The organism is Hymenobacter yonginensis (genome assembly GCF_027625995.1).
Classification (GTDB): Bacteria; Bacteroidota; Bacteroidia; order Cytophagales; family Hymenobacteraceae; genus Hymenobacter; species Hymenobacter yonginensis.
The window spans coordinates 2,131,679-2,149,723 of the sequence record NZ_CP115396.1 but is presented as its reverse complement, the minus strand read 5'-3'; the positions used below and the strand labels follow the sequence as shown (position 1 = coordinate 2,149,723).

The window sequence follows — 18,045 nt, the reverse complement described above, 5'->3', positions numbered from 1 at the left end:
GTTTTTTTTATGGATCTGAATTACATCCGGCGCGGAGCCGGCCGGCCGCTGCTGCTGGTGCACGGTATTGGGGGGAGCTGGCGCTCCTGGAACACCGTCATCGATGCCCTGGCCGCCGAGCGCGACGTCGTGGCCGTCGACCTGCCCGGCCACGGCGAAACGCCCCCGCTTGCCGGCGAAAACTCCATCCGCACCTTCGCCGACGCCCTCACGTCCTTCCTCACCCAGCACAACCTGCTCGGGATTGATGCCGTGGGCAGCTCCATGGGGGCCCGCCTCGTGCTGGAGCTGGCCCGGCGCGGCGGTGTGGTAGGGGCGGTGGTGTCGCTGGACCCCGGCGGCTTCTGGCAGGGCTGGGAAATTCCGTTTTTCTATCACTCCGTGTCGGTTTCTGTGAAGCTGGTGAAGGCGCTGCAGCCGGTAATGCCCGCCTTGGCCGGCTCAGTTGTGGGCCGGACGCTGCTGCTGCCCCAGTTTTCGGCCCGGCCCTGGGCCGTGGATGCCCGGCAGGCCCAGGAGGAGATGCGCACCTTCGCCAACACGCCCGTATTCGACGAACTGCTCGACCGGCTGGCCCACGGCGAAAAGCAGCAGGCCGCGCCCAAAGGCAGCATCTCGGAGCCGCTGGTGATTGGCTGGGGCCGGCAGGACCGGGTGTGCCTGCCCAGCCAGGCCAAGCTGGCGCTGGCCAAGTTCCCGGATGCCCGCCTGTACTGGTTCGACAACTGCGGCCACTTTCCGCAATGGGACCAGCCCGAAGAAGCCACCCGGCTCATTCTGGCCGCCACCAGCGGCCACGGCCTGCCTGAGGCGTTTGCGGCCGACCAGCGGCAGTTGCAGCCCTCGCAGCCCAAAGTGCCCACCGCCGCCGTAGTAGGCGGTATTCTGGCGCTGCTGGCCGGTGGCGTTTGGCTGCTGGCTTCGCGCCGCAGGTAGCCGGCTCGGGGTTTCATGGCCTCCGAAATAAATCAGGGCCGGCCTTCCGATGGGAGGCCGGCCCTGATTGTTTCGGCCAATAGCAATACCGCAAAAAGCAAAACACCCGCCCTGAAGTGAATCAGAGCGGGTGTTTTTGTAGTCCGTAGGGGAATCGAACCCCTGTTGGTAGAATGAAAATCTACTGTCCTAACCCCTAGACGAACGGACCATTTCAAACGGCGTTTTCCGTTTTGGTGATGCAAAGATAAGGCACTAAAAATGTATCCTGCAAGTCCCAGGCAATGATTTAGTGAGATTTTTGTCGGCGCCGGTCCCACCACACGTACCCACCGAACAGCAGCAGGCTCACCCCAGACACCCATAGCAGTCCGGTTTTCAGGCGGTTGCTTTCTTCGCCGAGGTAGGCCAGCAGGGCAATCAGCGGCACTACGCCGGCCACGGTAGCGGCCATAAATTTCCAGTATCCCATGCGCGCCACCCCCGCCACAAAGCTGATGGCGTCGTCGGAAAGGGCCGGGGAGAGGCGGGCAATGACGATGGCCCACACGCCGTAGCGGTGCACGATGTCGATAACCTTTTTCTCGGTGGAGCGGCCCAGCAGGCGGCTCACAAACGATTCGCCGAGGGCGCGGCCCAGGCCGTAGCCAACCGTGGAGGCGGCCACCACGCCCGCCAGCGCCAGCAGCGAGCCCCACCATGGCCCGTACGCCAGAATGGCTACCAGAATCAGGGCCACCACGTTCACCACAAACAAAAACATCTGCACCACCATCAGCCCCACCAGCACCACCGGGCCCCAGTTGCCGAACTGGGCCATCCAGTCGGCAATCTGGCGTTGCTCGCCGCTTTTCAGCACCCGAAATCCTTCTTGGGCTACTTCCTGAAAAGCCGGCCAGAAAAAATAGGCGGCCACCAGGGCTGCCAGGAAACTCAACGAAAGATAGAGCGGCCAGTGGGTGCCGCGGCGCGGCGCAGAAGACTCAGGCATATGCAGGTAACAGGCAGTTGATCAGGCGGCTGAAGGCGGGCAGGAAGCGGCGACGGTTAGCAGAAACGGGGCTAGACCGGCCCGCCAACTCCCGGCCACAGGATGCCTGTACGCAACTCCGGCAGCTATGGCCAGGACAACCCCGGCCGCCCATGTGGGGTACTACCACAGGCCGGCCACGGCCGGGGGCAGGGCCCGCCGGCCCGCCGCAGGGCTCCGAAACCAACAACCAGCAACTGAAAACCAGCATGATCAAACATACCTACGACATGGGCCTGATCGGCAACTGCGCCTTCCTGGCTCTCATCCGCAAGGATACTTCGGTGGCCTGGATGTGCTGGCCCCGGTTCGACAGCAGCTTTGTGTTCGGCGACCTGCTCGACGGCCAGAAGGGCGGCGAGTTCAGCGTGAAACCGGCCGCGCCCGGCCGGTTCGAGTCGCACCAGTACTACGAGCAGAACACCAACGTGCTGTGCACCGAAATCGAGAGTGAGGACGGGCGCTACCGCGTCACGGACTTCGCGCCGCGCTTTCCGCAGTATGAGCGCTACTACAAGCCGCTGATGCTGATCCGGAAGCTGGAGCCGCTGGCCGGCACGCCCCGCATCCGCGTCACCTGCAACCCGGTGGGCAACTACGGCGAAACCCGCCTCACGCGCCGCCGCAGCTCCAACCACATTGCCTACCTGGGTCTGGAAGAGGAAATCCGCCTCACCACCGACATTCCGCTCACCTACATCACCGACGGCGAGGACTTCGTGCTCAGCGAAACCCGCTACCTGGTGCTCACCTACGGCGCGCCGCTGGAAGCCGCGCTGGGCAGCACCGCCGAGCGGTTCCTGCGCGCCACCACCGACTACTGGCGCCAGTGGGTGAAAAGCACCACCATCAGCAACTTCCACCAGCAGGCCGTGATTCGGTCGGCGCTGGCTTTGAAGGTGCACCAGTACGAGGACACGGGCGCCATCATTGCGGCCAGCACCACCAGCCTGCCCGAAGCGCCCGGCAGCACCCGCAACTGGGACTACCGCTACTGCTGGATGCGTGACACGTTCTACACGCTCACGGCCTTCAACAACATCGGGCATTTCGAGGAAATGGAGCGGTATTTCCACTACATCGCCAACATCACCAGCAAGGTCAGCGGCGACAAGTACCAGCCGCTCTACGGCATCAGCGGCGCTTCGGAGCTGACCGAGCACGAGCTGCCGCTGGCCGGCTACCTCGGCAACCAGCCCGTGCGCATTGGCAACGACGCCTTCACGCACATCCAGAACGACGTGTACGGCCAGATTCTGGTGGCCTTGCTGCCGCTTTATGTAGATGCTCGCTTCCTGAGCCCAGAGCGCAACAGCCCCGAAAAGCTGGTGTTCGACACGCTGCGCATGATCGAGAAGACCATGGACCAGCCCGACGCTGGCCTGTGGGAGTTTCGCCACATTGCGCAGTATCACTGCTACACCTACCTGTTCCACTGGGCCGGCAGCCACGCCGCCCGCAAGGTGGCCCAGGCGCTCCAGAACCCCGAAATGGAGGCCCTGGCCACCCGCCTGATGCACGCCGCCGAAGAGCGGATTGAGCAGTGCTTCAGCGAGGAGCACCAGGCCTACGCCAACGCCATCGGCTCGCCCCACCTCGACGCCAGCACCCTGCAGCTGATCATGATGGGCTACCTCGACCCGACCACCGAGCGCGCCCACCGCCACCTGCAGGCCCTGGAAAAAGAGCTGATGACGCCCGAAGGCCTGTTCTACCGCTACCGCCACCCCGACGATTTCGGCACGCCCGAAACCACGTTCCTGATCTGCTCCTTCTGGTATGTCGAGACGCTGGCCTGCGTCGGCCGCCTCGACGATGCCGTGCGCGAGTTCGAAAAGCTCATCACCTACACCAACCACCTGGGTTTGCTCTCAGAGGACGTGGACGCCAAAACCGGCTCGCAGTGGGGCAACTTCCCGCAGGCCTACAGCCATGTGGGCCTTGTGAATGCCGCCTACCGCATCTCCAAAAAGCTGGACCGCCCGACTTTCGTGTAGTAACAGTTGTCGATAAACGTAAAATGGCCAGCTTCTCGCTTAGAAAAGCCGGTCATTTTACGTTTGCTCGGTGTCTTTTAGTCGGCGTCGGCGGCGCGTAGGTGCACGCGGTTGAGCTCGGCTTTGTGCTGGCGCCAGTCGGGCATGAACTGGTCCATCAGGCCCCAGAAGCGGGCGTTGTGGTACCGCTCGTGCAGGTGGGTCAGCTCGTGCACCACTACGTATTCCAGGCAGGGCAGGGGCCGCTTGATCAGCTCCAAATTCAGCCAGATGCGGCGCGCCTGAATGTTGCAGGTGCCCCAGCGGGTCTTCATCTGCTTGATGCCCCAGCTGCTGGCCTGCGCCCCCACCACGGGCTGCCAGGCAGCCAGCAGCGCCGGTAGCTGCTGGCGGAGCTGCTGCCGGTACCAGCCATCCAGCGCCTTGCGGCGCTGCTCCACGGTGCTGCCGGCCCGGATGTGCAGCGTCAGGGTAGGGGGCTCGGCGTTGGGCAGCAGCGCTACTTTCGGCGCGCCCTCCGCTTCCTGTACCTGCAGCACGTACGCTTGGCCCTGGTACGCATGCAGCTCGCCCGAAACGTAGGTGAGGGCCGGCGCCACCTCGCGTGCCGCAAAGCGGGTCTGGTGCTTCTCAATCCAGGCTCGGCGGGCCAGCACTAGCTCCCGAATGGTGGCATCGGGTGTGCGCAGCGGCGCGGCTACCCGCACCCGCCCGTCGGGCATGTGCACGCTCAGGCGCAGCGTCCGGATATTCTTGCGCACGACTTCCACCGGGAGGTCGTCAATCAGCAGCAAGTTTGAGGTGATAGGGGCCAAGTGACAGGTAAGGGGTAACAGGTTTTCCAGTGCCGGGGGCGAACTATTGGCAGCAAAGCTACAAGCGCGGGCAATAATAAGCCCCGGCGGAGCGCCACCCTGGCCGCTTGGGCAAGGTGGCGCTCCGCCGGGGCTTGGTGGGGGCGCGAACTTTGTAGTTCGCGCCCCCGCGCCGCTCGGACGATTGCGTTTTTACGGTGCGGGGACGCGAACTACAAAGTTCGCGCTACTACAACAGTTGCCGCAGCAGGCGGCGCACGTCGGGGGTACCGGATACGTGGTAGCGGGCCAACGAGCGGGAGGCGGTGCCTACTTTCACGGTGTAGGCTTCGGGCGGCATGGCCCGAAACGTGTCCTCGTCGGTGCGGTCGTCGCCGATGACCAGCGTGAAAGCGGGCTGGTAGGTGGCCAGCCAGCGGGCGGCGGCCGAGCCCTTGTGGATGCCGGCCGTCTTGATTTCGATGACCTTGTTGCCTTCCATCACCTGCAGGTCGCCGTTGGAGGTCATGAAGGTGAGGTGGTTGAGCAGGTCGCGGGCACGTACGGCCCCCAGCTCGGCATCGGCGCGGCGGTAGTGCCACACCAGCGAGTATTCCTTGTCTTCGATAAACGAGCCGGCCGTGCGGGCCACGTACAGCGCCAGAATCGAGCGGATTTCGGGTTTCCAGTCGTTGCTGAGGGTTTGGAACAGCTGCCAGTCCTCGCCGGCCGGCCGCAGCCACACGCCATGCTCGGCAATGAAGTCGATGGGCAGATGGCCCAGCCAGGTTTGCAGTGTGGTTCGGTCGCGGCCACTGATGACCACCACCCGGTTCTGCGGCACGTCGGCCAGGGCCTTGAGCAGCAGCAGCAGCTCCTGGTCGGGGCGGGCGCGTTGTGGGTCGGGATGGAAGGGGGCCAGCGTACCGTCGTAGTCGAGCAGCAGCAGGCGCGAGGGGGCCGCGTGGTACTCGCTGAGCAGCTTCGCCGTGGCCGTGGGCGTGAGGGTTTCGGTGGCCAGCGTGTGCTGCTTGATCTTGGTGTAGGCCAGCCGATCCATAAACAGCTGGGTCCAGGCAAAGACGTTGTACTGGCGCACCAGGGCCTGCATGGCGCTCATGCGCTGAATCTGCTCTTCCTCCGGCATCACCAGCGCGTCGTGCATGGCCTCAGCTAGCTGGCCGGTGTCGGTGGGGTTGATGATGAGGGCATCCGACAGCTCCCGGGCCGCCCCGGCCCGCTCGCTCAGAATCAGCACGCCGCGCTGGTCGGCTTTGCTGGCCACGAATTCCTTGGCTACCAGGTTCATACCGTCGCGCATGGGCGTCACCAGCGCCACTTCAGCCAGGCGGTAGAAGGAAGCCAGCTCTTCCAGCGGGAAGGAGCGGTAGAAGTAGTGAATCGGGGTCCAGGAGATGGTGCGGTACCGCGAGTTGATGCGGCCCACCAGCTCGTCGATTTCCTCTTTCAGGCTGGCATACTGGGCCACTTGGTCGCGGGAGGGCACCACTATCATCAGCAGGCTGGCCTGCTCGCGCCACTCGGGGTAGCGCTGCAGCAGTAGCTCGAAGGCCCGCAGCCGCTGGGCAATGCCTTTGGAATAGTCGAGGCGGTCGATGCTCAGAATCACGCGCACGTCGCGCAGGGCCTCGCGGTAGTTGGCCTCGTGCCGAATGGCTGCCTCCGACGCTGCCGCCGCCACAAACCGCTCGTAGTCGATGCCCATCGGGAAGGCATCCACCAGCACCGTACGGGTGCCGGTTTCAATCTGCCCGTTCTGCGACGACATGCCCAGCAGCTGCGACACGGCGCTCAGGAAGTGGCGCATATACCCGAAGGTGTGGAAGCCGATCAGGTCGGCGCCCAGCATGCCCTGCAGCAGCTCCCGGCGCCACGGCAGCACCCGAATCAGCTCGTACGATGGAAACGGAATGTGCAGGAAGAAGCCGATGGTGCAGTCGGGACGGGCCTGGCGCAGCAGGGCCGGCAGCAGCAGCAGCTGGTAGTCGTGGATCCAGATGGTGTCGTCGGGGCCGGCCAGCTCCAGCACGGCGCGGCAGAATTTCTCGTTCACGGCCACGTAGGCCTCCCAATGGCTTTGCTCGTAGGTGGCGTACTGCGTGAAGTAGTGGAAAGTAGGCCAGAGCGTGGAGTTGCTGAAGCCCTCGTAAAAGTCGCGGATTTCGGTTTCGGTGAGAAACACCGGTACCATGCTGTTCTGGGCCAGCTGCTCGCAGACGTAGGCTTCTTCGGCGGCATCCTCCACATACAGCCCCGGCCAGCCCACCCACACGTTGTCGTCCTGCTGATAGATGGAGCCGAGGCCGGTAGCCAGCCCGCCTTCGCTGGGCTGAAACGTGAGGCTTTCTTCAGTCCGCAGGATTTTCGTGGGCAGGCGGTTCGAGACAATAAGGATACGGGACATGGGCCGTGTGGAATGGTGAACCCCTAGGTTTACGGGAGAAGACGGCGCTCAGCCATTATTTTTTCTGCTCAGTTTTCTTACTGCGCCGCTACTACCGGATGGCCGGTTGTCGCCGAACCGGTGTGCGGCTGGGAGCCGGTGCCTGCGTGCCTGGTGCGACCTAAGTGCGTGTCGTGGAAGCTGGTACCGTATTTCAGGCCGTAGCCCAGCAGCCGGTCGAAGGCGGCGTGAAACAGTAGCACGGTGCCGGCCAGCAGCAAGAGCGGCTGCGCCACCCACCAGCCAGCCGCGCATACGGCCAGCGCCACGGCTTTATTGTGCGCAAGGTTGTAGCAGAAGGCGCCGGCGCGCGGCCCGGCTAAGTAGCCCAGCATACTTAGGTCGGGCACCAGGAACAGGGCCGGCAGCCACCACCAAGCGTAGGGCAGGTGAGCGAATACAACGGTAGCGGCCAGCAATTCGGCCAGTTCTTCGAGTTTGAGCAGGGTTTTCATCAGGCAGATAGTGAAATGAAACAACCTGCCAAAGGTCTGCCACTTGCCCGCCAAAAATCCTTAACAAACGCTAAGAAACGCGCCCATCCTCGGCCAGCACTCGCGCCCGGATGCGGCTCAGCGAAACCGGCGTTACGCCCAGATAGGAAGCAATGTACTGCTGCGGAATGCGGGCCGGAATCTTGGTTTTGTGGCTGCGTAGCAGCGCTCGGTAGCGCTCCTCGGGGCTGAGCAGCAGCAGCTCGGCCAGCCGGGCGTCGGTACCCAGCAAATGGTATTCAGCCAGCAGCCGGCCAAACCGCTCGTACACCGGAAACTTATCATAGAGGCTCCGCAATACAGCGTAGGGCAGCGCCACCAGCTCGGTAGGCACCAGGGCTTGGATACTGAACTGGCTGGGCTGGCCCGTGAGGCAGCTCTGGTAGCTGCCCATCAGATGGTTTTCGAAGAAGAAATACGTAGTGCGCTCCTCGCCGTTGAGGCGGGTATAGTACAAGCGGCATGCCCCGGACAGCACCAGTGCCAGTTCAGAAGATACCGCGCCCTGCGTGGAAAAATCCTGCCGGCGCCGCAAGTGTCGCGTTACCAGAGTGGCGGCCAGCGGCTCCCACTCGGCATCGGTGAGTGGCACAAAGCGGTGAATGTAGGCGCGGAGCGGATGCATGCCGGCAAGATACGCCGCCGCCCGCCTTCAGTGGCCCGAAAAGCAAAACACCCGCCCTGAAGTGAATCAGAGCGGGTGTTTTTGTAGTCCGTAGGGGAATCGAACCCCTGTTGGTAGAATGAAAATCTACTGTCCTAACCCCTAGACGAACGGACCATTTCAAACGGCGTTTTCCGTTTTGGTGGTGCAAAGATAGGAGCCGCCTGCCAGCAGGCAAGGGGGTGGGTAATAAAATTTTTACCTCAGCAGGGAAAACCGCCTGATTGTCAGGGGTAAATTTTTTCAAAAAACCGGCGCCAGTCTGTAGAAGGCGCCCGATTTGGCGAAGTACCCGGAGCCCGTTACCTTCGCTGCGCGTTTTCACCGGCCCCTCTCGGGCCGATACACTCCCCATTCCCCATACAACTATGGCTAAAATCAAAGTTGCCATCAACGGTTTCGGCCGGATTGGCCGCCTGACGTTCAAAGCGCTGCTCGAGCGCGACAACGTGGAAGTCGTGGCCATCAACGACCTGACCGATAACAAGACGCTGGCGCACCTGCTCAAATTTGACTCCGTACACGGCCGCTTCAACGGCACCGTGGCCTACGACGAGAATAGCCTGACCGTAAACGGCAAGCACATTGCTGCTCTGGCCGAGCGCGACCCCAAGCTGCTGCCCTGGGGCGAGATGGGCGTGGACGTGGTACTGGAAAGCACCGGCCGCTTCGTTGACGAAGCCGGCGCTGGCCAGCACCTCACCGCTGGTGCCAAGAAGGTGGTTATTTCGGCTCCCGCTACCGGCAACATCCCGACGGTAGTGCTGGGCGTGAACGAAGACATCCTGACCGGCGAGGAAACCATCCTCTCCAACGCTTCGTGCACCACCAACTGCCTGGCCCCGATGGCTAAGGTGCTGGATGATGCGTTCGGCATCGAGAAAGGCTATATCACCACGGTGCACGCCTACACCTCCGACCAGAACCTGCAAGACGCGCCGCACAAAGATCTGCGCCGCGCCCGCGCTGCTGCCTACAGCATCATCCCCACCAGCACCGGTGCCGCCAAAGCCGTAGGCCTGGTGTTGCCCCAGCTGAAGGGCAAACTCGACGGTATTGCCATGCGCGTGCCTATTCCGGACGGTTCGACCACGGACCTCACCGTGATTCTGAAGCGCGAGGTGACTAAGGAGGAAATCAACGCGGCCGTGAAGGCTGCCGCTGAGGGTCCGCTGAAAGGCATCCTGGAATACAGCACCGATCCGCTGGTGAGCATCGACATCGTGGGCAACCCGCACTCGTGCATCTTCGACTCGGAGCTGACCTCGGCCAACGGTACGCTGGTGAAAGTGGTAGGCTGGTACGACAACGAAACCGGCTACTCCACCCGCACCGCCGACCTCATCCAGAAGCTGGGCGAGAAAATGAACGGCTAAGCTGTTCTGCTTCGGCAACAAAAAAAGGGCTCCAGCAATGGAGCCCTTTTTTTGTTGCCGAAGCAGAACGAGGAACTGAGTAAGGGAGTAGCTGAGTAGGGGGCGTACTTGGTTTTCGGAGCTTCCCGGGCTGTCAATAGATGAGAGTAGCGGGGCCAAAGGAACCCACAGTGGCCGGAAAGCCACGGCAGATAATCGGGCCGCTGACAAGCTGTGCGGAATGCCAACTACCTTTACCGGGCAAGCCATATCATACTCCGCTACGCAGTTACTCCACTACTCAGCTACTCGCCCGTGCGCATCTGCTTTATCCTGAACCCGACTTCCGGCACCAACCGCACCGAGGATGTGCCGGCTTTGCTTACGCGCTACGCCACGGCCGCCGGGGCCGAGTTCGAGATTCAGCCCACAGCCTACGCCGGCCACGCCGAGCAGCTGGCCCGGCAGGCGGCCGCGGCGGGGTGCCGGGTGGTGGTGGCCGTGGGTGGCGACGGCACCGTGAACGAAGTGGCCCGCGGCCTGCTGGGCACGGCGGCGGCGCTGGGCATTGTGCCGCGCGGTTCCGGCAATGGGCTGGCGCGCCACCTGCACATTCCGCTGGACTTGCCGGGAGCCGTGCGCCGCGTCTGCCAGCCCACCTTCCAGCGCATCGACGCCGGCGAAATTAACGGGCGGCCCTTTTTCTGCACGGCCGGGCTGGGGTTTGATGCCCACGTGAGCAAGATGTTTGCACGGGCCGGCACCCGCGGCCTGAGCACCTATGTGAAAGTGGCTTTGCGTGAGTACCGGCGCTACCGCCCCGTGCCCGTGCAGGTGACGCTGCAGGGCCACGAGCTGTTCGACACGCATTGCTACGTGCTGGCCTTCGCCAACGCGGCCCAATACGGCAACAACGCCTACATCGCGCCCCGCGCCAACATTCAGGACGGGTTGCTGGACGTGTGTTTGATCGACGGGCTGTCGTTGCCGCGGGCGGTGCGGGTGGGGCTGGGTTTGGCGCTGGGCACGCTGGCCACCTCGGGCGGGGCGGTGTACCACACCACGCAGCAGGTGCGGGTGCAGTCGGCCACGCCGCTGGGCTTCCACGTGGATGGCGACTACGTGGAGGATGCCACCGACTTTGAGGTGCTGCTGCATCCGTTGGCACTGGAAGTGGCCGTGTAGCGTTTCAGGCGGCGCCCGGCAGTGTCACCACAAACTCGGTACCCTGGCCTTCCTCGGTGTCAAACGTGAGGGTGCCGTTGTGGCCGTTGGTGATGATGTCATAGCTGAGCGAGAGGCCCAGGCCGGTGCCTTCGCCGGTGGGCTTGGTGGTGAAAAACGGCTGGAACACCTTCTGGCGCACGGCCTCCGGGATTCCGTCGCCGTTGTCGTGCACGCAGATTTGCACGGCGCCGGTGGGTAGGCGCCGGGTGCACACGCGCACGGTTGGCTCGAAGCCCACGGGCTGCCGCAGCTGGCGCTTCTGCACGGCGTAGAAGGCGTTGGTGAACAGGTTGAGCAGCACCCGGCCCAGGTCCTGGCCCACGGCCTCCACCGGCCCGATGGCGGGGTCCAGCTCGGTCAGGAGGGAGGCGTTGAAGGTCTTGTCTTTGGCGCGCAGGCCGTGGTAGGCCAGGCGCAGGTATTCGTCGGCCAGGGTGTTGAGGTCGATGGGCTGGCGCTCGGTGCTTTGGGCGCGGGAGTGCTCCAGCATGCCCCGCACGATGCTGGCGGCCCGGTGGCCGTGGTGGTTGATTTTCTCCAGATTCTGGCGCAGATCCTGTAGCAGCAGGGGCTCCAGCTCGGGGTTTCGAATGGGGTTGCGCTGCTCGGCCTCCAGCTCCTGCACCAGCTCGGCACTGACATCGGCGAAGTTAGTGACGAAGTTGAGCGGGTTCTGAATTTCGTGGGCAATGCCGGCCGTCAGCTCGCCCAGCGAGGCCATTTTCTCGCTCTGAATCAGCTGGGCCTGGGTGTTTTTGAGGTCGGTGAGGGCCTGTTGCAGCTCCTCGGTCTGCTGCCGGAGCGTGGCGGTGCGCTCGGCTACCAGCCGCTCCAGCTCGGCGTTCTGGGCTTCTACCAGCCGGCGCGCCTTCTCTTCCTCTTCATGCAGCAGGCGCTCCTGCTCCAGGCGCTTTTTCTGGTTGCGGGCAATGATGATGAACGTGATAAGCCAGATAATGGCAAAGCCGTGCGCCGATTCCAGCAGGTTAGAGTAGCTTTTCGCCCAACCAGTGCTGAGCATGGCCAGCAGCTGCTCGGCGGCGGAAAGCAGCAGCAACGGGGCCAGGGCCAGCAGCAGCGTGCGCGCCGGCCGGTAGTAGTAGGTGCGCAGCAGGGTGGCAGTCAGCACCGCATACACGAAGGCGGAATAGAGCTTATCGGCTTGCCCGTCGGGGATGTGGAGCAGCAGCCCGAACACCAGCAGCGCCGCGCCCGGCACCCAAATCCAGCCCAGCAGCAGGTTCAGGTGCGGCACGCGCGTGGGCAGGTCGAGGAAGCGCCGCAACGCCCGCACGGCCAGCAGGGCCATCAATACGGTAACGATAAGGCTGGCATTCACGGCGTCAGACTGAATAGCAATGTTCACTAAGTCAAGTAGAAGAGCCGCCATCATGGGCAGAAGTGCCGAACTGACAACGCCGCGCTCTTCATTTCCAACCCCGTGCCAGCCGGGCCGGCGGCCGATGGCCGACAGGCGGGCACGTAAGCCAACGGAAGTAATGCACTACATAAAGATGCAATTATAAATGGGTTTTACTATGCTTGGCCCTGCGCTACTGAAACCAGCACTGTCATGCCGGCCACAGGCTGGCGGGCGGTGGTGCGGGCGTATTCTGCTACATTTCGGCCATGAAAGCCGATAAGAACCGCCGGGAAGGCGTGGTGTACTCCACCAACCCCGATTTCGAATACCAGGACAATACCGAGCCCGCCGCCGCCACGCTGCCCCCGCAGCAGCAGAATCTGCGCGTGCAGCTCGACAAAAAAGCGCGTGGCGGCAAGCAGGTCACGCTCATCACCGGCTTCGTGGGCCAGGATGCCGACCTGCAGACGCTGGGCAAGCTGCTCAAAACCAAGTGCGCCGTGGGCGGCAACGCCAAAGACGGCGAAATCATCATCCAGGGCGACTTCCGCGACAAGGTGATGGCCGTGCTGCTGGAAAAGGGCTACAAAGCCAAGAAGGCGGGTGGGTAGCCGGCACGACAATGAGCCCTGGCGGCGCGTCAATGACCGTTGCTAACGTGACAGCCCCCATTGCCGGGGTGGCAATGGGGGCTGGCGGAGTGACAAGTCGAATTGATAAGGCGTCACTAAGCTATGGCGAGGTGACAACGGTCCGTGATGAGGTGGCAACGCCTAGTGGCGGGGTGACAACGCCTGGTGGCGAGGTGGCAACGCGTTGTGACGAGGTGGCAACGCGTTGTGACGGCATGGCAACGCTTGGTGGCAGCGTGACAACGTGTGCTGTTGGGGTGGCAAGAGCAGGTAGCGGTGTAGAGACGCGACACTTCGCGTCTCGTCGTTGAACGGCCGGGCCTGCGCCGGTTAAAACAATCTCAGCAACGACGAGACGCGAAGTGTCGCGTCTCTACATCGTTCTGACGGCGACCGGTCCGACGGCTTGAAGGAGCCGTCGGACCGGGACGTTCATCTTACTTCCAGCCGCCGCCCAGGGCGCGGTACACGTTTACGGAGGCGTTGAGCTGCTGCATCTTGGTTTCGATGAGGTCGAACTTGGATTCCAGGGCGTCGCGCTGGGTAAAGAGGACTTCGGTGTAGTCGGCGCGGGCGGAGCGGAACAGGCTGTTGGAAATGCTGGTGGACTGGTTGAGGGCCAGTACGGCCTTGGCCTTTTCGTTGTAGCTCTGCTGCAGGTTGTTGATGCTGGCCAGCTGGTTGGCCACTTCCACGTAGGCGTTCAGGATGGTGCGCTCGTAGTTGTAGGCGGCCTGAATCTGCACGGCGTTGGCGTTGCCGTACAGGGCCTTGATGCCGTTGCGGTTTACCAGCGGGGCCACTAGGTCACCGGCCAGCGAGTACAGCATACTCTCGGGCGTGGTGAACAGCAGCCCGGGCTTGAAGGCCCCGAAACCGGCCCCGCCCGTGATGCGCAGCGCCGGATAGAAGTTGGCCCGCGCAATCTGGATGTCCAGCTTGGCGGCGGCCAGCTGCTGCTCGGCCTGCCGGATATCGGGGCGGTTTTGCAGCAGCTGGGCCGGCACGCCGGCCTGCACCGGTGTGGGCAGCAGCTCATTGAACGCGGCCGAGTTGCGGGCAATGGGCTGGGGGTAGCGGCCGGCCAGGAAGTTGAGGCGGTTTTCGGTTTCCGTAATGCGCTGCTGGATGCCGTACTGCAGGCTGCGAGTGTTGTGCAGCTGGGCCTCGAAGCGCTGCACCGCCAGCTCGGTGGTGCGCGCCGATTCCTTCTGCAGCTTCACCAGCTCCAGGGCGTTAGTCTGCAGCTCGATGTTCTGGCGCACGATGGCCAGCTGGTTGTCCAGGGCCAGCAGCTCGTAGTAGGAGGTGGCAATTTCGCCAATCAGGTTCGTGACCGTGAAGTTGCGGCCTTCCACCGTGGCCAGGTAGCGCAGCGCGGCCGACTTGCGGGCGTTGCGCAGCTTGTGCCAGATATCCACCTCCCAGCTCGCAAACGCCCCGATCTGGTAGTTCTGCAGCGGGTCGGGGTTGCGGTGCTCGGGCCGGATGTTGATGGCTTCCTCGGTGGCGCCCTGCAGCGTGTTTTTGCTGGCCCGCGCCGTTTCGGCCTTAGCACCCAGGCCCACGAAGGGCAGGTACTCACCCTTGCGGATCTGCACCTCGTTGCGGGCAATCTGGATTTCCTGCAGCGAGATATTCAGCTCCTGGTTGCGCTGCAGGGCCGTGTCGATGAGGCCTACCAGGTTGGGGTCGGTGAAGAACTGCCGCCACTGGTTGCGGGCAGTGTTGGTGCTGTCCGGGGTGGTGGTGGCGTAGGTGGCGGGTACCGGCCGGCCGGCGGCCTTGGTGGCCAACTCGGGCATTTTGCACGCGCCCACCGCCAGGGCCAACACCGCGGCGCTCAGCCCCTGATAAATGCGTTTGTTAAGCATGACTATGGCTCGGAACTTCTTCATCAACTAATACGTGCGGCTCAAACTCCGACAGCGGGTTCTCATTCTCATCATCAATCAGCTTGCGGCCGGCGGCCATGGTGCCGAAGATGTAGTACAGGCCGGGCACGATAATCACCCCGAACACGGTGCCGAACAGCATGCCGCCCAGCGCCGCCGTACCAATGGTGCGGTTGCCGATGGCGCCCGCGCCGTGGGCAATAACCAGCGGAATCAGGCCGGCAATGAAGGCGAAGGAGGTCATCAGAATGGGCCGGAAACGCACTTTCGCGCCCTCAATGGCGGCTTCGCGCACCGTCATGCCTTCCTCGTGCTTCTGCACCGCAAACTCCACAATCAGCACGGCGTTTTTGCCCAGCAAACCCACCAGCATCACGAGGCCCACCTGGGCGTAGATGTTGTTGGCCAGGCCCATGGTTTTGATGAGCAGGAAGGAGCCGAAAATACCGGCCGGCAAGCTCAGAATCACTGACAGCGGCAGCAGGAAGCTCTCATACTGCGCGGCCAGCACCAGGTACACGAATACAATCACGACCAGGAAGATGTAGATGGCCTCGTTGCCACGGCCCACTTCGTCCTTTGAGAGGCCGCCCCAGTCGATATCATAGCCGCGGGGCAGGGTTTTGGCGGCCACTTCCTGCACTGCTTTGATGGCCTCGCCGGAGCTGTAGCCCTGGGCCGCGTCGCCGCGGATGGAGGCCGTGGGGTACATATTATAGCGGTTGATTTCGTTGGCGCCCTGGCCCTTCACAATCTTCATGAAGGCCGACATCGGCACCATTTCGCCCTTGTCGTTCTTCACCCACATGTCCAGAATGTCCTTGGGCAGGCGGCGGTACTCGGGCGAAGCCTGCACAAACACCTTGAAGAAGCGCTGGTACTTAATGAAGCCCAGCTCGTAGGTGGAGCCCACCATAATGCTGAGCGTGTTCATGGCGTTGCCGATGCTCACGCCCTTCTGCATAGCCAGCTGGTTGTCAATCTGTAGCTCGTACTGCGGATAGTTGGCCGAGAAAAAGGTAAACAAGCCGGCCAGCTCCTTGCGCTTCTTGAGCTCGGTCATGAATTCCTCGTTCACTTTTTCCAGGGCCTTGTAGTCGCCGGTGGCGGTTTTGTCGAGCAGCTGCAGCTGGAAGCCGCCCGCCGCGCCGTAGCCGGGTACTGCTGGTGGCTCGAAGAACTCGATGGTCGCGCCGGGAATTTCCTTGGCCTTTTCTTCGAGGGCCATAATCACGTCGTGCACCGATTCCTTGCGCTCATTCCAGGGTTTGAGGCTGATGATGCAGGTACCGGCGTTGGAGCCGCGGCCTTCGGTCAGAATCTCGTAGCCGGCCAGCGTGGAAATGCTCTCAATGCCGGGCACTTTTTCGGCCAGCTTTTGGAGGCGTTGCGACAGGTCGTTGGTGCGCTCCAGGGTGGAGCCGGGCGGCGTCTGGAGCACGGCGTAAATCATGCCCTGGTCTTCGGCCGGAATAAAGCCCGAGGGCAGGGTAGTGGAGATGCCGAAGATGCCCAGCCCGAAGGCAATGAGCACCGCGAAGGTGAGCACGCGGCGGTCTACCACCCGCTCCAGCAGGTTGGTGTAGCGGCCGGTCAGGCGCTCGAAGCCACGGTTAAACCAGTCGATAAACCGGTTGATGGGCGTTTTCTTGCGGGGCTGGCCGTGGTTGTTCTTCAGAATCATGGCGCAGAGCACCGGCGTCAAGGTCAGGGCCACAATGCCCGAAATGACGATGCTGGCGGCCATGGTGATGGAGAACTGGCGGTAGAAAATGCCTACCGGCCCGCTCATGAAAGCCACCGGCACGAACACCGCCGTCATCAGGATGGTAATGGCAATGATGGCCCCGCTGATTTCGCCGATAACCTCGCGCACCGCGCCGTAGGGCGAGAGGTGCTTTTCCTCCATCTTGGCGTGCACGGCTTCCACCACCACAATGGCGTCATCCACCACAATCCCGATGGCCAGTACCAGCGCAAACAGCGTTATCATGTTGATGGTGAGCCCAAAGGCCTGCATGGCCATGAACGCGCCCACCAACGACACCGGCACCGCAATAATCGGAATCAGCGTGCTGCGCCAGTCGCCGAGGAACAGGAACACCACCAGGGCCACCAGAATAAAGGCGTCGCGCAGGGTGTGAATCACGTTTTCGGTGGAGGCGTCGAGGAAGTTCGACACGTCGTAGCTGATCTTGTAGTCCATGCCGGGGGGCATGGTTTTCTTCAGTTCCTCCAGCTTGGTTTTCACGCTCTTAATCACGTCCAGAGCGTTGGAGCCGTAGGTCTGCTTGAGCATGATGGCCGCCGAGGGGTAGCCGTCGAGGTTGGAGTAGATGTCGTAGAATTCCGAGCCCAGCTCCACGTTGGCCACGTCCTTGAGACGCAGGGTTTCGCCGTTGGCGTTGGCCTTGATGATGACGTTCTTGTACTCCTCCACGTCGTTGAAGCGGCCTTTGTAGGTGAGCACGTACTCCAGCGCTGAGGCCTCCTTGCCGTCGGAGCGGCCGATGCGGCCCGGCGAGCCAATCACGCTCTGGTCGTTGAGGGCTTCCATCACATCATCCACCGACAGGTTGTAGGCCCGCATACGGTCCGGCTTCAGCCACACGCGCATGGCGTACTGGCGGGAACCCAGGATGCTAGCCCGGCCCACGCCATCGATGCGCTGGATTTCGGGCAGCATGTTCACCCCGGCAAAGTTGAAGAGGTACCGCATGTCGGTATTCTTGTCTTTGCTGTAGAGGTTGACGTACATAAGCATGTTGGGCACCACGCGGTTCACCACCACGCCCTCGCGCTGCACCAGCACCGGCAGGCGGTTGAGTACCTGCGCAATGCGGGTGTTCACGTTCACCACGGCCTGCTCGGGGTCGGTGCCCAGGTTGAACACAATCTGGATGTTGGCCTCACCGGCCGATACGGCGTCGGAGGTCATGTACTTCATGCCGGGCACGCCGTTGATGGCCTGCTCCAGCGGAATCAGCACCGATTCGGTGAGCACCTTGGCGCTGGCGCCGGGGTAGGCCGTGCTCACCATCACCATCGGCGGCGAAATCTCGGGGAACTGGGACGTCGGCAACGTATTAATTGCCAGAATGCCCAGGAACATGATTACCACCGATATGACGATGGCAAACACGGGTCGGCGAATGAATTTACTGAACATGAAATAGGGAGCTGTTCGTGACTAT

General features: G+C 62.8%; 13 protein-coding genes and 2 tRNA genes. 5 read left to right on the top strand and 10 right to left on the bottom strand.

Annotated elements, in window-relative coordinates; all coding sequences use genetic code 11:
- Positions 1-9 precede the first annotated feature (9 nt).
- Positions 10-936, top strand: coding sequence for an alpha/beta fold hydrolase (locus tag O9Z63_RS09405; protein ID WP_270129063.1), 927 nt, complete (start codon positions 10-12; stop codon positions 934-936).
- A 139-nt stretch (positions 937-1,075) separates the two neighbouring features.
- Here O9Z63_RS09405 and O9Z63_RS09400 read toward each other — a convergent pair.
- Together O9Z63_RS09400 and O9Z63_RS09395 are read right to left on the bottom strand one after the other, a co-directional pair.
- Positions 1,076-1,147 (bottom strand) — tRNA-Glu (locus tag O9Z63_RS09400).
- Positions 1,148-1,225: 78 nt separating this feature from the next.
- A complete protein-coding gene (locus O9Z63_RS09395; RefSeq protein WP_270129061.1) occupies positions 1,226-1,927 on the bottom strand; it encodes a TVP38/TMEM64 family protein in 702 nt (233 codons plus the stop codon).
- A gap of 248 nt (positions 1,928-2,175) precedes the next feature.
- On the opposite strand from O9Z63_RS09395, the gene O9Z63_RS09390 reads away from it, so the two are divergent.
- Positions 2,176-3,963 (top strand): glycoside hydrolase family 15 protein, encoded by a 1,788-nt coding sequence (locus O9Z63_RS09390; protein ID WP_270129252.1) that lies wholly within the window; start codon positions 2,176-2,178, stop codon positions 3,961-3,963.
- A gap of 77 nt (positions 3,964-4,040) precedes the next feature.
- Here the strand turns inward: O9Z63_RS09390 and O9Z63_RS09385 are convergent, their stop codons facing one another.
- From O9Z63_RS09385 to O9Z63_RS09365, 5 genes are all read right to left on the bottom strand, one after another.
- Entirely contained in the window at positions 4,041-4,757 is a 717-nt protein-coding gene (locus O9Z63_RS09385) for a M48 family metallopeptidase (protein ID WP_270129060.1), read from the bottom strand.
- A 250-nt stretch (positions 4,758-5,007) separates the two neighbouring features.
- Positions 5,008-7,182: a bifunctional alpha,alpha-trehalose-phosphate synthase (UDP-forming)/trehalose-phosphatase gene (locus O9Z63_RS09380; RefSeq protein ID WP_270129059.1), complete on the bottom strand. Its 2,175-nt coding sequence runs from the start codon at positions 7,180-7,182 to the stop codon at positions 5,008-5,010.
- A gap of 77 nt (positions 7,183-7,259) precedes the next feature.
- Complete coding sequence (locus O9Z63_RS09375; protein ID WP_270129058.1) at positions 7,260-7,676, bottom strand: DUF4260 domain-containing protein; 417 nt, start codon at positions 7,674-7,676, stop codon at positions 7,260-7,262.
- Positions 7,677-7,746: 70 nt separating this feature from the next.
- Positions 7,747-8,340, bottom strand: a complete 594-nt coding sequence (locus O9Z63_RS09370; protein ID WP_270129056.1) for a Crp/Fnr family transcriptional regulator — start codon at positions 8,338-8,340, stop codon at positions 7,747-7,749.
- 84 nt (positions 8,341-8,424) lie between these two features.
- Positions 8,425-8,496 (bottom strand) — tRNA-Glu (locus tag O9Z63_RS09365).
- Positions 8,497-8,747: 251 nt separating this feature from the next.
- Here O9Z63_RS09365 and gap point away from each other — a divergent pair.
- Entirely contained in the window at positions 8,748-9,755 is a 1,008-nt protein-coding gene (gap, locus tag O9Z63_RS09360) for a type I glyceraldehyde-3-phosphate dehydrogenase (protein WP_270129055.1), read from the top strand.
- A gap of 294 nt (positions 9,756-10,049) precedes the next feature.
- Positions 10,050-10,919 carry a diacylglycerol/lipid kinase family protein gene (locus O9Z63_RS09355; RefSeq protein WP_270129054.1) on the top strand — a complete coding sequence of 290 codons (870 nt, stop codon included), beginning with the start codon at positions 10,050-10,052 and terminating at the stop codon, positions 10,917-10,919.
- Positions 10,920-10,923: 4 nt separating this feature from the next.
- Here O9Z63_RS09355 and O9Z63_RS09350 read toward each other — a convergent pair whose 3' ends face one another.
- The gene (locus O9Z63_RS09350; protein ID WP_270129052.1) at positions 10,924-12,327 is read right to left on the bottom strand and encodes a sensor histidine kinase; all 1,404 of its coding nucleotides are present in this window, start codon (positions 12,325-12,327) and stop codon (positions 10,924-10,926) included.
- A gap of 263 nt (positions 12,328-12,590) precedes the next feature.
- On the opposite strand from O9Z63_RS09350, the gene O9Z63_RS09345 reads away from it, so the two are divergent.
- Complete coding sequence (locus tag O9Z63_RS09345) at positions 12,591-12,935, top strand: translation initiation factor (RefSeq protein WP_269561443.1); 345 nt, start codon at positions 12,591-12,593, stop codon at positions 12,933-12,935.
- 458 nt (positions 12,936-13,393) lie between these two features.
- Here the strand turns inward: O9Z63_RS09345 and O9Z63_RS09340 are convergent, their stop codons facing one another.
- Together O9Z63_RS09340 and O9Z63_RS09335 are read right to left on the bottom strand one after the other, a co-directional pair.
- Positions 13,394-14,830: a TolC family protein gene (locus O9Z63_RS09340; RefSeq protein ID WP_270129051.1), complete on the bottom strand. Its 1,437-nt coding sequence runs from the start codon at positions 14,828-14,830 to the stop codon at positions 13,394-13,396.
- Positions 14,823-18,020 (bottom strand): efflux RND transporter permease subunit, encoded by a 3,198-nt coding sequence (locus O9Z63_RS09335; RefSeq protein WP_270129050.1) that lies wholly within the window; start codon positions 18,018-18,020, stop codon positions 14,823-14,825. Before O9Z63_RS09335 ends, O9Z63_RS09340 begins: the two co-directional genes overlap by 8 nt.
- Positions 18,021-18,045: the final 25 nt, after the last annotated feature.

Bases quoted from the DNA above. Each gene is read 5' to 3' on its own strand.
- O9Z63_RS09370 (WP_270129056.1), bottom strand. From the start codon at position 8,340: ATGCATCCGCTCCGCGCCTACATTCACCGCTTTGTGCCACTCACCGAT.
- O9Z63_RS09380 (WP_270129059.1), bottom strand. From the start codon at position 7,182: ATGTCCCGTATCCTTATTGTCTCGAACCGCCTGCCCACGAAAATCCTG.
- O9Z63_RS09335 (WP_270129050.1), bottom strand. From the start codon at position 18,020: ATGTTCAGTAAATTCATTCGCCGACCCGTGTTTGCCATCGTCATATCG.
- O9Z63_RS09395 (WP_270129061.1), bottom strand. From the start codon at position 1,927: ATGCCTGAGTCTTCTGCGCCGCGCCGCGGCACCCACTGGCCGCTCTAT.
- O9Z63_RS09405 (WP_270129063.1), top strand. From the start codon at position 10: ATGGATCTGAATTACATCCGGCGCGGAGCCGGCCGGCCGCTGCTGCTG.
- O9Z63_RS09390 (WP_270129252.1), top strand. From the start codon at position 2,176: ATGATCAAACATACCTACGACATGGGCCTGATCGGCAACTGCGCCTTC.
- O9Z63_RS09345 (WP_269561443.1), top strand. From the start codon at position 12,591: ATGAAAGCCGATAAGAACCGCCGGGAAGGCGTGGTGTACTCCACCAAC.
- gap (WP_270129055.1), top strand. From the start codon at position 8,748: ATGGCTAAAATCAAAGTTGCCATCAACGGTTTCGGCCGGATTGGCCGC.
- O9Z63_RS09340 (WP_270129051.1), bottom strand. From the start codon at position 14,830: ATGCTTAACAAACGCATTTATCAGGGGCTGAGCGCCGCGGTGTTGGCC.
- O9Z63_RS09375 (WP_270129058.1), bottom strand. From the start codon at position 7,676: ATGAAAACCCTGCTCAAACTCGAAGAACTGGCCGAATTGCTGGCCGCT.